11 protein-coding genes and 1 pseudogene are annotated in these 13,321 nt (G+C 69.7%); 4 read left to right on the top strand and 8 right to left on the bottom strand.

The window, feature by feature from the left end:
• Positions 1–107 precede the first annotated feature (107 nt).
• Positions 108–1,964, top strand: a complete 1,857-nt coding sequence (locus tag K8O92_27665; protein UAK31518.1) for a Na+/H+ antiporter — start codon at positions 108–110, stop codon at positions 1,962–1,964.
• A 9-nt stretch (positions 1,965–1,973) separates the two neighbouring features.
• Here K8O92_27665 and K8O92_27660 read toward each other — a convergent pair whose 3' ends face one another.
• Entirely contained in the window at positions 1,974–2,522 is a 549-nt protein-coding gene (locus K8O92_27660; protein UAK31517.1) for a TetR/AcrR family transcriptional regulator, read from the bottom strand.
• A 202-nt stretch (positions 2,523–2,724) separates the two neighbouring features.
• Between K8O92_27660 and K8O92_27655 the strand changes: the two are divergent.
• Both K8O92_27655 and fadD11 read left to right on the top strand, forming a co-directional pair.
• Positions 2,725–3,318, top strand: a pseudogene (locus tag K8O92_27655) (TetR family transcriptional regulator).
• Positions 3,319–4,041: 723 nt separating this feature from the next.
• Complete coding sequence (fadD11, locus tag K8O92_27650; protein ID UAK31516.1) at positions 4,042–5,889, top strand: fatty acid--CoA ligase FadD11; 1,848 nt, start codon at positions 4,042–4,044, stop codon at positions 5,887–5,889.
• Here the strand turns inward: fadD11 and K8O92_27645 are convergent.
• From K8O92_27645 to K8O92_27615, 7 genes are all read right to left on the bottom strand, one after another.
• Positions 5,873–6,952: an MBL fold metallo-hydrolase gene (locus K8O92_27645; protein UAK31515.1), complete on the bottom strand. Its 1,080-nt coding sequence runs from the start codon at positions 6,950–6,952 to the stop codon at positions 5,873–5,875. The genes fadD11 and K8O92_27645 overlap by 17 nt on opposite strands.
• A 43-nt stretch (positions 6,953–6,995) precedes the next feature.
• Positions 6,996–8,234 carry a cysteine--1-D-myo-inosityl 2-amino-2-deoxy-alpha-D-glucopyranoside ligase gene (gene mshC, locus K8O92_27640; protein ID UAK31514.1) on the bottom strand — a complete coding sequence of 413 codons (1,239 nt, stop codon included), beginning with the start codon at positions 8,232–8,234 and terminating at the stop codon, positions 6,996–6,998.
• A gap of 137 nt (positions 8,235–8,371) precedes the next feature.
• Complete coding sequence (locus K8O92_27635) at positions 8,372–8,794, bottom strand: hypothetical protein (protein UAK31513.1); 423 nt, start codon at positions 8,792–8,794, stop codon at positions 8,372–8,374.
• 84 nt (positions 8,795–8,878) lie between these two features.
• The gene (locus K8O92_27630; protein ID UAK31512.1) at positions 8,879–9,688 is read right to left on the bottom strand and encodes an SCO1664 family protein; all 810 of its coding nucleotides are present in this window, start codon (positions 9,686–9,688) and stop codon (positions 8,879–8,881) included.
• Between the two features lie 4 nt (positions 9,689–9,692).
• Entirely contained in the window at positions 9,693–10,277 is a 585-nt protein-coding gene (locus K8O92_27625; GenBank protein UAK31511.1) for a DUF3090 domain-containing protein, read from the bottom strand.
• A 73-nt stretch (positions 10,278–10,350) separates the two neighbouring features.
• Entirely contained in the window at positions 10,351–11,109 is a 759-nt protein-coding gene (locus tag K8O92_27620; GenBank protein UAK31510.1) for an MSMEG_4193 family putative phosphomutase, read from the bottom strand.
• Positions 11,110–11,125: 16 nt separating this feature from the next.
• On the bottom strand, positions 11,126–12,055 hold the full coding sequence (locus K8O92_27615) for an undecaprenyl-diphosphate phosphatase (GenBank protein UAK31509.1): 930 nt from the start codon (positions 12,053–12,055) through the stop codon (positions 11,126–11,128).
• Positions 12,056–12,346: 291 nt separating this feature from the next.
• On the opposite strand from K8O92_27615, the gene K8O92_27610 reads away from it, so the two are divergent.
• Positions 12,347–13,312, top strand: a complete 966-nt coding sequence (locus K8O92_27610) for an aldo/keto reductase (protein UAK31508.1) — start codon at positions 12,347–12,349, stop codon at positions 13,310–13,312.
• Positions 13,313–13,321: the final 9 nt, after the last annotated feature.

Below are 13,321 nucleotides of genomic sequence, written 5' to 3'. Positions count from 1 at the left end.
CAAGCATGGCGCGTGGGTGCGCCCGGGCACAGCCATTCGGTGGGTCGCGCACGTGTCATCTACCGCGCGGTCCGTTTGCCGATCGTGCGCTCTGCGAGAATTCCACCGTGGATGTCGCGATCGGCCTGGTTGTTCTCGTCGCGTCGGCGGCCGCGTTGGCGGCGCTGGCGCGCCGGTTCGGGGTCTCCGAACCGTTGGTGCTGACGGTGGGCGGGGTGGCGGCGTCGTATCTGCCGTTCGTGCCGGAGATCCACCTGGAACCGGAGATCATTCTGCTCGGTTTCCTGCCTCCTTTGCTGTATACCGCCGCGATCCGCACGTCGCTGGTGGATTTCCGGGCGAATATGCGCACGATCGCGTTGTTGTCGGTGGGGTTGGTGTTGTTCACGACGTTCGTCGTGGCGGTGGTGGTGTGGTGGTTGCTGCCGGTGCCGTTCGCGGTGGCGGTCGCGGTGGGGGCGGTGGTGGCTCCGCCGGACGCGGTGGCCGCGACGGCGGTGGCGCGCCGGATCGGGATGCCGCGGCGGATCGTGACGATCCTGGAGGACGAGTCGCTGTTCAACGACGCGACCGCGCTGGTGGCGTTGCGGACGGCGCTGGCCGCGACGGCGGGCACGGTGTCGGTGTGGGAGGCCGGGGGCGATTTCCTGCTGGCGGCCGGTGGCGGCGCGGCGGTCGGGGTCGTCGTGGCCTACGTGCTGGCGATGCTGCGGCGGCGGATCACCGATCCGGTGATGGACACCTCGCTGTCGTTTCTCGCGCCGTTCGCGGCGTATCTGCCCGCCGAGCGGATTCATGCTTCGGGGGTGATCGCGGTGGTCGTGTGCGGCATGATTCTCGGGCACAACGCGCAGCTGTGGCAGAGCGCCGCGTCGCGGATCGCCGAGCGCACCAATTGGCGGACCATCCAGTTCCTGCTGGAGAGCGCGGTGTTCGCCCTGATCGGGTTGCAGGTGCGCGGGATCGTGGAGGGCGCCTGGCACAGCGGGCTCGACCATCGCACCCTGGTGTTGGCGGTGCTGGCGGTGCTGGCGGCGGCGGTGCTGTCCCGTCCGGTGTGGGTATTCGGCTCCTCGCTGCTGTCGCGAGGTCTCGGGCTCGGTGGTGCGGCGCCGACGCGGCATCTGGTCGTGGTGTCGTGGGCGGGGATGCGTGGGGTGGTGACGCTGGCGGCGGTGCTGCTGCTGCCGCAGGACACTCCGCAGTTGCCGGTGCTGAAGCTGCTGGCGCTGGTGGTGGTGGCGGGGACGCTGCTGGTGCAGGGGACGTCGCTGCCGTGGCTGGTGCGGTGGTTGCGGTTGCGCGGTCCCAGCCGCGCCGAGGACGCGTTGCAGAAGGCCAACTTGATGCAGCAGGCCACCGCGGCGGGCTTGGCGGTGCTCGAGCGGCAGGCCGGGCCCGATACGCCGCCGGGGGTGGTTGAGACGTTGCGCGATCGGGTGATGTGGAAGACCAACGCGGCATGGGAGCGGCTCGGGCGGGCGGAGTCGGAGATGGTGACGCCCACCGGAGAGTATCGGCGGCTGCGGTTGGAGATGTTGCACGCCGAACGCGAAACCGTGTTGCGGGTGCGGGATTCGGGCACGGTCGACTACGAGGTGCTGCAATACGTGCTGGCGCAGTTGGATCTCGAGGAGTCGATCATCGATCGTTACGACGAGGCCGAGGAGGACCGCGCCGAACCGCTGGCGGCGCCGGTGGCCGAGCACTCGTGCGCGCATCTGCGTGCCGCGCCGCTGGTGCGGGCGCACGGCGGACCCGACGAATGCGCCGAATGCGTCGAGGAGGGACTGGCGTGGGTGCATCTGCGGATGTGCTTGGCGTGCGGGCACATCGCCTGCTGCGACTCCTCCCCGGGCAATCACGCCACCAAGCATTACGCCGGCAGCGGCCATGCGGTGATGCGCAGTGTGGAGCCGGGCGAGGCGTGGCGGTGGTGCTACGTGGACGAGCTGCTGGGGTAGCCGCGCGGGTCAGCGTTGGGTGTGAGAGTAGATCAGTCGAGCGTATTCGGCCAGCAGCTGATCCAGGGACAGGTCCTCGCCGCCCGCGGCGATCTGCTGGTAGCCGACGAGCATCGCCATACCCAGTGCGGTGACGACGGCGGCGGTCTCGTTGTCGCCGACGACGCCTTTGACGGCCTTGTGTACGGTGCGCCTGCGGGATTCGTCGACGCGTTTGAGGGCGAGGTTGACCGATTCGTCGTTGGCCGCCCAGGCGCGGATCGCGGCTTCTGCGGCGTGGTGCAGCCCGGCGGCCAGGGCGGACATCGCGCGGATGTCATCGTCGGGGTTGCCCTGGTTGAACGGCATGGTGCCCAGGATGCGCACCTGGCGGTTCTCCCAGTGCTCGAGCAGGGCGTCGACGAATCCCTGCCAGCTGCCGAAGTGGTGGTAGAACGACCCGCTGGTGACGCCGAGCTGCCGGCACAGCACGCCGATGTTGAGACCCTTGAAGCCGAGTTCGGCGAGCACTTCCAAGCCGGTGTCGAAGTACTGCTCCTTGGTGACCACTCGTGACATACGCGCGCCGTTCTCTTCGTTCGGTCAGGGGGGAGGGACCGAACAGTACCCCATCGTAGCGTCGCTGGGACCGAGCTCGGGAAGTACCGATGCGTACCCCCAGCACACCCTTCGATAGCTGTCACCTGCGTGGATAGCCGGCCCTCTCGGGTCATCCGATGCCGGGCACATAGCAGAGCAATTGCTCTATTATGGTGTCGTCATGCCCCGGCCCCGCATCCACGATCCTGATCTCGTGCTCGACGCCGCGGAGTCACTGGCCGTTCGCTCCGGCCCCGCCGCGGTCACCACCCGCGCGGTCGCGGCCGCCACCGGCATCTCCAACGGCGCGATCTACCACACCTTCGGATCCCACGCGGAGCTGCTCGGCCGCACCTGGCTGCGCGCCGCGCGCCGGTTCCTCGACCTGCAAACCGCGCTGGTCGCCGACGCACTCGTCAGTCGCGACGCCGGCGAGGCGGTGGTCGCGGCCGCCGAGGCGCCCGCGCTCTTCGCCGAACGCCACCCCGACTCCTCCCGGCTATTGCTCGCCGTGCGGCGCGAGGAGTTGCTGGGCGATGTACCCGAGGGTGTCGCCGCCGACCTGGCGGCCACCGACGCGGTGGCGGTGGAGCTGCTGGTGCGGTTGTCGCGTCAGCTGTGGCAGCGCGGTGACCGCCACGCCGTCGACGTCATGACCCTGTGCCTGGTCGACCTGCCCACCGCCGTGCTGTTGCGTCGTGACCGGCTGGCGGATCCCCGCGCGCGGGAGTACCTCCGCAGCGCCGTACGCGCCGTCCTCGACGTCGGCCCGCCGCCCCGGTGCCCCCCCGATCCGCGACCCCCTCACGGAAGGAACCACCATGCCCACGCTCGACTACCACGACAAGATCGCCGTGCTCGATCTCGGCGGCGAGGGGAACCGCTTCTCCCCCGACTTCCTCGAACAGGTCGGCGCCCACCTCGACACCGCGCTCGCCGACGGCGCCCACGGCCTGGTCACCACGGCCAGTGGCAAGTTCTACTCCAACACCCTGCCGGTGCCCACACCATGTACGCCACCGCCGTCGCGGCGCTGACCGGCTAGGAGAGGTCGGTCACCGCTCCCGGTCACGGTCGCGGAAACGCTGTGCCACAGCAACTTTCCCGAGTCCGGTGAATGCGGATACGGTGTGCTTCGCGGCGTCGGATCGGATGCGGCGCGCTTTTCGGATGCCGGCGGTGCAATGCGTCGTCGAATTCATGAAAGCAATTCGTCCATCGGTGGTGTGCTGCGCCTTTTGTTCGCCTGAGCTCGGGACGAGCCCCCGCCGCGCATGTCGTGGCGGGGCAGCGTCGAGTCACTCACACGATCACCTGAGCGCGCCTGCGGCCGAACTCGTCACGATCGAGCCTCTCGACGCGCCGAACCTGTTGCCGGACAGGGGAATTACCGTCGCGTGGGCATGAACTCACCGTGCGGAATCGGTCGAAACGCTCCCACGCGGCGGGTCGGGCACCTACTGTCCGGTGCACAGGGATGTACCGAACGAGGTGTGCGATGAACGAACCGAACACGTCCTGTGCCGCATTCCAACACACCGCGGCGATCGATCCGGACGCGGTGGCCGTGCGGTCCATCGGCGGCGAGCGGGCACTAACTTGGCGCGAGTACGCCGAACAGGTTCGCGCGGTCGCGGCGGGGCTGGCCGCGCTGGGCGTCGGCCGCGGTGACACCGTGGCGTTGATGATGGGCAACCGGGTGGAGTTCTATCCCCTGGAGGTCGGCGCGCAGCACACCGGCGCGACCTCGTTCTCGGTGTACAACACCCTCTCCCCCGAACAGTTGAACTATGTGTTCGCCAACGCGGGCAACAAGGTGGTGATCTGCGAACAGCAGTACCTCGAGCGCATCCGCGGTTGCGGCGCGACCGTCGACACCGTCGTCTGCATCGACGCCACCGTTCCCGGGACGGTCGGACTGGACGAGCTGAAAGCCCTGGGTCGCCCCGATTTCGACTTCGAGGCGACCTGGCGGGCGGTGCGGCCCGAGGACGTGCTCACCCTCGTCTACACCTCCGGCACCACCGGCAACCCGAAGGGCGTGGAGATCACCCACGCCAATCTGCTGGCCGAGGCGCGCGCGTTCCACGCGGTGCTGCCCGTCGAGTTCGGTGACCGCCAGACCTCCTACCTGCCCTCGGCGCACATGGCCGACCGGTTCTGCTCGCTGTATCTGCAGCAGGTGTACGGCACGCAGATCACCGTGGTGCCCGACCGGTCACTGCTGCCCGCCGCGCTGGTCGACGTGCACCCGACGATCTGGGGTGCGGTGCCGCGGGTCTGGGAGAAGATGAAGGCGGCCATCGAGTTCTCCGTCGCCGACGAGCGCGACGACACCAAGCGCGGCGCGCTGGAATGGGCGCTGGGCGTGGCGGCGCGCAAGGCCGGCGCGCAACTGCGCGGGGAGCCGATCGATGCGGCGCTGGCCGAGGAATGGGCGGAGGCCGGCGAACTGGTCTTGTCGGGTTTGCGCGCGAAGATCGGTCTGGACCAGCTGAAGTGGGCGATGTCGGGCGCCGCGCCGATTCCCCCGCAGACCCTCGCGTTCTTCTTCGGGCTCGGCATCCCGATCTCCGAGATCTGGGGCATGTCCGAGCTGACCTGCGTGGCCAGCGCGTGTTCGCCACAGCAGGCGCGGCTGGGCTCGGTGGGCCGGATGCTGCCGGGGATGCAGTGGCGCATCGCCGAGGACGGGGAATTCCTGGTGCGGGGACCGCTGGTGATGAAGGGATACCGCAAACAGCCGCAGCAGACCGCCGAGGCGCTCGATGCCGAGGGCTGGCTGCACACCGGCGACATCCTGTCCGTCGACGCCGATGGCTACCTGCGGGTGGTCGACCGCAAGAAAGAGCTGATCATCAACTCGGCGGGAAAGAACATGTCGCCGGCCAACATCGAGAACGCGATCAAGGCCGCCACCCCGCTCGTCGGCGCCATCGCCACCATCGGGGACGCGCGCCCCTACAACACGGCGTTGATCGTGCTCGATGCCGAAACCGCGGCACTGTATGCCGCCCGGCATGCGCTGCCGGACGCGTCGGCGGCTGCGCTGGCCGCCGACGCGGGTGTCATCGCGCAGATCGGGCACGGGGTGTCCGCGGGCAACGCGACCTTGTCGCGGGTCGAGCAGATCAAACGGTTCACCGTGCTGCCGGTCTTCTGGGAACCCGGCGGTGACGAGGTGACCTTGACGATGAAGTTGCGGCGCAAACCGATCGAGGCCAAATACGCCGACCGGATCGCCCTGCTCTACGCCGAGGCCCTCGCCGAGACCGTGCACGAACCCCGAGCGCGGCCGCGAGGATCCCGGGTCGGTGATGCGGACGCGCTCACAGCGGGAACGTGAGGCGCTGCGGGCGGATGTAGTCGGCGGGATCGTGCAGGGCGCGCAGTTCCGGTCGCCGCGCCGCGGGAATCTTGTCCAGTTCCGTGCGCAGCGGCGCGTCGTAGTGTGACGCGCTCGCGGTGAGGCCGGGCAGCCAGTTGTCGTGATGGGCCGGGACGAACAGCGCCGGGGTGAGTGCCTGGATGTAGGTGCGGGGATCGCGCAGGCCGTTGCTGATCTGGTTGTAGCCCTGCACCGCGCCGATCTGCACGTCGGTGGCCGGTAGCGCGGCGAGGACGTCGAACACGTGAGGTGCGCGCTCGGTGAGCGGTCCGGTCGAGTCGTGCCAGACCAGCGCGAAGCCGGGCACCCGGAACTGATACAGCAGCACGCCGCCTTCGGGGTCGCGCAAGCGCGGCAGCCCTTGCAGCAGGCCGGCGAGCGTCGGCGGGTGTGTGCGCATCACGCCCGGTTCGGGACGGGGGAAGAAACGTGGCGAGCCGTCCACGGTATCGGGTGGGGTGCGTGCGGAGTGCAGGTGCCGGACAACGGTCACCTCGACCTCGCCGACGGTGTAGTCGTGTCGGGTGCCGACCGCGGTGTCGGCGTCACCGTGGCGGACGGTCGGGAACGCCGGGTCGGTGACCTGTGCGGCGATCGCCGCGCAGTGCTCGGCGGTGCCGTGCACGCCTGCGCCGCAGGCCTGGGCGATCCGGCCTGCGTCGGCGGCGTGGTCGAAGTGGCCGTGACCGATGAAGATCGCCGCGGGCGCCAGATCCACCAACTGCTGTGGGGTGGCCGGGACGTATCCGGTGCTGGTCAGCCGCGGCACCCACGCGTCGAGCAGGAACACCGCCCCGCCGATGGCCAGGGCGTAGGTGGTGCAGCCCACCCAGGACAGCACGACCCGGTCCGTGCGCAGCGCGCCGTTGCCGGGATCGACGGTGTCGGCGCCGAAGAATCGGGTGCGTGCCGCGATCGTGCGTGGATCGGCGGGATCGGCCGCGGGCCGCAATCGTCCGGCCGCGAGAGTCGCCAGTTTGCCGCCGGGACCGAACAGGCCCGAGCCGGGAAGCGTGCACACACCGGTACCCCACCACGCGCGAGAGGATGGGGCAAGCGTTCGACTACAGCCGGATGCCGAGCAGGGCGTCGACGGCGGTGGTGATCAGAGTGGGCGCGTCGGTGTCGCGGCCGCCGTAGTCGAGGGCCCGGCGGGCCCAGTTGTCGATCGCGTCGAGCGCTTTGGGGGTGTCCAGGTCGTCGGCCAGGTGCTGGCGCAGGCGGGCGACGGTGTCGGCGGCCGAAGGGCCCGCCGGGCGGGCGGCGGCCTCGCGCCAGAGGGTCAGGCGCCGCTGCGCCTGCTCGAGCACGGCATCGGTCCACATCCGGTCCTGGCGGTAGTGGCCGGCCAGCAGGCCGAGGCGGATGGCGGCCGGGTCGACGCCGCCGCGGCGCAGCGCCGACACCAGCACGAGGTTGCCGCGGGACTTCGACATCTTCTCCCCGTCCAGCCCGATCAGTCCGGCGTGCACGTAGTGGCGGGCGAAGCGACGGCCGGCGATGAGCGACTCGGCGTGAGCGGCGGAGTACTCGTGGTGGGGGTAGATCAGGTCACTGCCGCCGCCCTGGATGTCGAACTCCGGGCCGATGCGGTTCAGCGCGATCGCCGAACACTCGATGTGCCAGCCGGGACGCCCCGGGCCGAAGGGGGCGGGCCAGGACGGCTCGCCCGGACGCGCGGAGCGCCACAGCAGCGCGTCGATGGCGTCGCGTTTGCCGGGACGGTCGGGGTCGCCGCCGCGTTCGGCGAACAGCCGCTCCATGGTGGCGCGGTCGTAGCCGGACTCGTAGCCGAACTGTTCGGTGGCGTCGGCGCGGAAGTAGACGTCGGGGTACTCGGCGTCCTCGACGATGTAGGCGGCGCCGGAAGCCAGCAGTTTCTGCACGAATTCCACGACCTCGTCGACGGATTCGACGGCGCCGACGTAGTCGCGCGGCGGGATGATCCGCAGCGCGGACATGTCCTCGCGGAACAGATCGGTTTCCGAGGCGCCGAGCTCGCGCCAGTCCAAGCCGTCGCGGGCGGCGCGTTCGAACAGCGGATCATCGACGTCGGTGACGTTCTGCACGTAGTGCACCTCGTGGCCTGCGTCGCGCCACAGCCGGTTGACCAGGTCGAAGGTCAGGTAGGTCGCGGCGTGCCCGAGGTGGGTGGCGTCGTAGGGGGTGATGCCGCAGACGTACATGGTTGCGGTGGCGCCGGGGGCGACCGGGCGCACCTGACGGTCGGCGGTGTCGTACAACCGCAGCGGCGGTCCTGCTCCGGGGACGGTCGGGAGGGCGGTATCGGACCAGGACTGCATGCTTACGAGGGTAAAGGTGTGGTGGAGGTCATCCGCTCCCGCCCCGGTGTCCCCGCTCGTCCCCCGGTAGTCCTCGTCCGCCGCGACCTGCGTCTTCCAGCAAATCGTGGGATGTCAATGATTTCGGTTTCGCTGAATCACCCGTCGGCGCGGCGGGTGGGATCGGCGATCGGATTGCGGGTGATCGCGAACGTTCCGTCCAGTTCGGGGATGTCGGGGTCGGTGTCGGCGAGCGCGAGCTGGGTGAATCGGCCGCGGGCGACGTCGAACTCGAGTTCGTGATAGGCGACGGTATCGCCCCAGTCCGGAGAAGGTAACGAGATGAACCGCATGGTGAACCGCCCGGAGTCCACCGAGCCCTCGGTGAGGACATAGACCCCGAAGTGGTTCTCCCCTTCCGAGCTCAGCCAGTAGACGCCGTTGTCGTAGAGATGCAGGTCGGTGTCGGGATATGGCTTCTTGTCATACAGGCGCAGGTAGTGCAGCGCGATGCGGTAGGTCGGGGCGCCGATGACGATCCGCACCGCCGGCGCGGCGCGGTCTCCGCTCGCGTGGGTCATCGCGTTCTCCTGCTCGTCGCGCCGGGCATTGGAAGCTTCAACTGTGCCAGGAATCTTCCCGCGCGGCATCGGCGGCGGTCACGCTCAGAAGGCGGGCCAGGGAATGGGGCGTGCGGTGCGTGGCAGCGGCATCACCGGCTCGTCGAGCACCTGCTGGGTGCGCTCGATCAACGCGTCGATCTCGGCGTCGCTGATGTGCCGGCTGAGGGTGTCGGCGAACTCGCCCGGCAGTTGTTTGGCGAACGCGGTGACGTCCGCGATCAGACCCTCGCCGATGGGTTGACCGGCCCAGCCCCACAACACGGTGCGCAGTTTGTGGTCGGTGTGCAGGCAGATGCCGTGGTCGACGCCGTAGACCTGCCCGTCCACTCCTTCCAGGGCGTGCCCGCCTTTGCGGTCGGCGTTGTTGAGCAGCACGTCCAACAAGGCCACGCGCTGCAACCGCGGATCGTCGGCGTGGATCAGCGAGACTTCGTTGCCCGCGTCGTCCTGTGCGCGCAGCACCTCGCGGAATCCGTCGGGGACCGCGCCCGCGGGGCACAGATCGATCAGGTCCAGCCGGTCGCCGCGGTCGGTGTGGTTGTCCACGCCGACGACCCAGCGTTGCACCATGCCGGGGCCGAAAGGCCCTTCGCGCAGAATGGTTTCCGGGATCACGCCCCACCCGATCGCCTCGGAGATCAGGTAGGAGGCCACCTCACGCCCGGCCAGGGTGCCGTCGGGGAAGTCCCACAGTGGTCGTTCGCCGCGGATCGGCTTGTAGACCACCCGAAGCGGCGCGTCGCCGGCGGCGGTGTCGGTCACCTCGCAGACCAGGGTGACGTTGCTGGCGGTGTTCACCCGCCCGATCACCGTCAGTTCGCCGCTGTGGAATCCGTCCCCGGCCTGCGCCACCGAATCACTCCTCTAGTTCGGCCGCGCCGAAGATGTCGCCGCGCTTGTAGCCGTTGGTGCGTACGCACATGTGCCCGCGCGCCGACAGCGGTTCGCCGCACAGCGGGCACGGTGGGCGGCCCGCCGCGATCACCCGGGTGGAGCGCAGCGCGAATTCGCGTGCCTGGATCGGGGTGAGGAACACCCGCACCGCGTCGGGGCCCTCTTCGGTGTCGTCGAGCACTACCGACTCGTCGACCTCGGTCTCGGTGATCGCCAGCAGCTCCACCACCACCGCGCCTGCGTCGGCGTCCCAGCCCAGGCCCATGGTGCCGACCCGGAATTCGGCGTCGATCGGGGTGACCAGCGGCGCGTTGTCGCTGACGTCCTCTGCCTGCGGGGGCACTTCCGCGCCGAAGCGGCGCGCGACCTCGTCCAGCAGCAGGCCCATCCGGTCGGCGAGCACCTTCACCTGCTGCTTTTCCAGCAGCACGCTGACCACGCGCGGTTCCTGCACCGCCTGCAGATAGAACGCGCGATCGCCCGGCTCACCGACGGTCCCGGCGACGAAACGATCGGGGGTGCGGAATACATGGATTGCGCGTGACACATGCACCTCCTGATACGTGACCCTGATCGACTACCCGCGGCGCGGGGATTCCATACAACGACCGCTCGGTTGTTTACAAGGAATCGCGGCGCTCCGCATTCCCATTATCCGCACTCCCCGCGGCGCCGAGCTCGCCACCGGGAACAGGGCCGGAGACCTCCGGTCCCGGGGCCGCCGACGCCGCCGCCGGGCGTTGCCCGCCGGACGCTGCGAGGGCGGACAGATCGGCGCCGGTGTCGTTGAGCCGCCACACGTAGGGCGCGGTCGGGGTGTAGCGCACGACGCTGAGCGAGGCGGGCTCGACGACGATCCGCTGGAAGCCGTCGAGATGGATGCCCAGCGCGTCGGCGAGCACCGACTTGATCACGTCGCCGTGCGTGCACGCCACCCACAGTGCGTCGCCGCCGTGCTGCTCGGCCAGCGCGCGGTCGTGGTCGCGGATCGCGGCCACCGCACGGGCCTGTACCTGAGCCAAGCCCTCACCGCCGGGGAACACCGCGCCGGAGGCATGTCGCTGCACGACTTTCCACAGCGGCTCCTCCAGTAGTTCGGCGAGGGGGCGGCCGGTCCACTCGCCGTAGTCCACCTCGAGCAGCCGATCGTCGAAAACCGGTTCCAGGCCGAACTTTTCCGCCAGCGGTGCGACCGTGCGCTGACAGCGCAGCAGCGGAGAGTGCACGATGCGTTCGATCGGCAGCCCGGCCAATCGTTCGGCCACGGTCCTCGCCTGCTCCTCGCCGCGCTCGGTGAGCTCGACGCCGGTACTGCGACCGGCCAGGGTGCGGGCGGTGTTCGAGGTCGACACACCGTGCCGCAACAGGATCACCGTCATGCGGCAAGCCTAGCGATCATGTCGCCGAGACCACGCCGCCCGCCAGCAGACCCATGATGATCGCGCCGAGCACGATGCGGTAGCCGACGAACCAGTACAGCGAATGCCGTGCCACGAAACGCAGCAGCCACGCCACCGACGCGTAGCCGACCACGAACGCCAGCACGGTGGCCACCAGCAGTTGCGGCCCACTGGCGTTGAGTCCCTCACCAGCGGGTTCGAACGCGTCCGGCAGGCTGAACAGTCCCGAGGCGGTCACCGCCGGAATGGCCAGCAGGAACGAAAACCGCACGGCCGCTTCGCGCTCCAATCCCAGGAACAGGCCCGCGGTCGAGGTCGCTCCGGAACGCGAGACCCCGGGGATCAGCGCCAGGCATTGCGCGAAACCCATGGCCAGGCCGTCGCGGGTGGTCAGCTGCTCGATCGAGCGCTCCTTGCGGCCGAAGTACTCACCGGCGGCGATGACCAGGGCGAAGAAGATCAGCATGAACGCCACCAGCCACAGGTTGCGGGCGCCGGTGCGGATCTGGTCCTTGAACACGAAACCCAGCACACCGATCGGGATGGTGGCGATGATCACATACCAGCCGATGCGGTAGTCGAGTTCGCGCTGGGCCTGTTCGTCCAGGACGCGTGTGTGGTCGGCGGTGAGGACCGGAAGTTTGGTGGTGGGCTGATCGTGCAGCGGCAGTTCCTGGCGACCGCGCGCGGTCACGTGCGTGCGCAGGCCCGCGAACCAGGCCAGCACGATCCGCCAGATGTCCTTGGCGAAGAACACCAGCACCGCGGCCTCGGTGCCCAGTTGGGTGACCGCGGTGAACGAGGCGCCGGCGTCTTCGCCGTAGAAGACCGCCGACACGATGCGCAGATGCGCCGAGGAGGAGATCGGCAGAAACTCCGTGAGTCCCTGTACCAGCCCCAGCACCAAGGCCTGCACCCAGGTCATCGACTCGCCAACCACAAACCATCCTCCACTTCCGCGCGAAACACGCGTTCCTGCCTGGGCGTTGGCGCGGCGCTCGGTCGCGTCACCGTCGTTACCGCCCCAATCACGCAGCGACAGTACAGTGTCGAGGCCGGTGCGGCGTGCCCGGCCGCTGCGCTGCGGTCACCGCGCGGGTTTGCGAGGGTGGGGCGGTTTGCCCGCGCACCGATGTGCGACCCACTGTGCTGGTGGGCGCCGTGTCGCGTATCCACACTCTAGGCTTGGCGCCGTGACGAATGCGCGGACACGGTGATGGAACAGCGGACGGTGGGCCGTAGCGGCCTGCGGGTATCGCGGATGGGCCTGGCGACCCATACCTGGGGTTCGCACACCGACGCCGAGGACGCCGCGGGGCAGCTGGTGGCGTTCGTCGAGGCCGGCGGCACGCTGGTGGACACCTCCCCCGCCTACGCCGGTGGCGCCGCGCAGCGGATCCTGGCCGAACTGCTGGGCGATCTGGTCTCCCGCGACGATCTGGTGCTCAGCGGGTGCGCGGGGACCGCGCCGTGGGGGTTCTCCGCCGCCGGGGTGCCGGTGCCGGGAGCGGCGCAGGTCACGGTGGACACCTCGCGGCGGACGCTGCTGCGGCAGCTGGATCGCACGCTGCTGGAGTTCGGCACCGATCACCTCGACATCTGGAACGTCGCGGTGTGGGATCCGCGCACGCCGCTGGAGGAGGTCGCATCGACGGTGGAGCAGGCGGTGCGGTCGGGCCGGGTCCGTTACGCGGGGGTGCGCGGGTTCGGGGCCTGGCAGTTGGCGAGCTTGGCGGCGGTCGCGCCGGTCACCGCGGCGCAGACACCGTATTCGCTGCTGGCGCGGGGTGCCGAGGACGATGTCGTACCGGCCGCGCGGTATCACGGAGTCGGGGTGATCGCCTCGGCGCCGCTGGCGGGTGGCATCTTGACCGGGAAGTACCGCGACGGTGTCCCGGCGGATTCGCGGGGCGCCGACGAGGCGACCGCCGCGGAGATCCGCGATGGTCTCGACGACCGTGCCACCCGGGTGGTGGATGCGCTGGTGACCGCGGCCGACGGGCTGGGTACCTCGCCGCTGGCGGTGGCGCTGGCCTGGATCCGTGACCGGCCGGGCATCGCGAGCATGATCGTGGGCGCCCGCGACATCGGGCAGCTCACCGGCGTGCTGGCCGCCGAGACCTTGGAACTGCCGCGGGCGATCGCGGCCGCTCTGGACGACGTCAGTGCACGCGCCGAGTGACACAGATTA

Origin of the sequence: Nocardia asteroides (genome assembly GCA_019930625.1) — a bacterium.
GTDB lineage: Bacteria > Actinomycetota > Actinomycetes > Mycobacteriales > Mycobacteriaceae > Nocardia > Nocardia sputi.
Note: the sequence above shows the minus strand (reverse complement) of the source record. Positions and strands in the feature narration are given on the sequence as shown.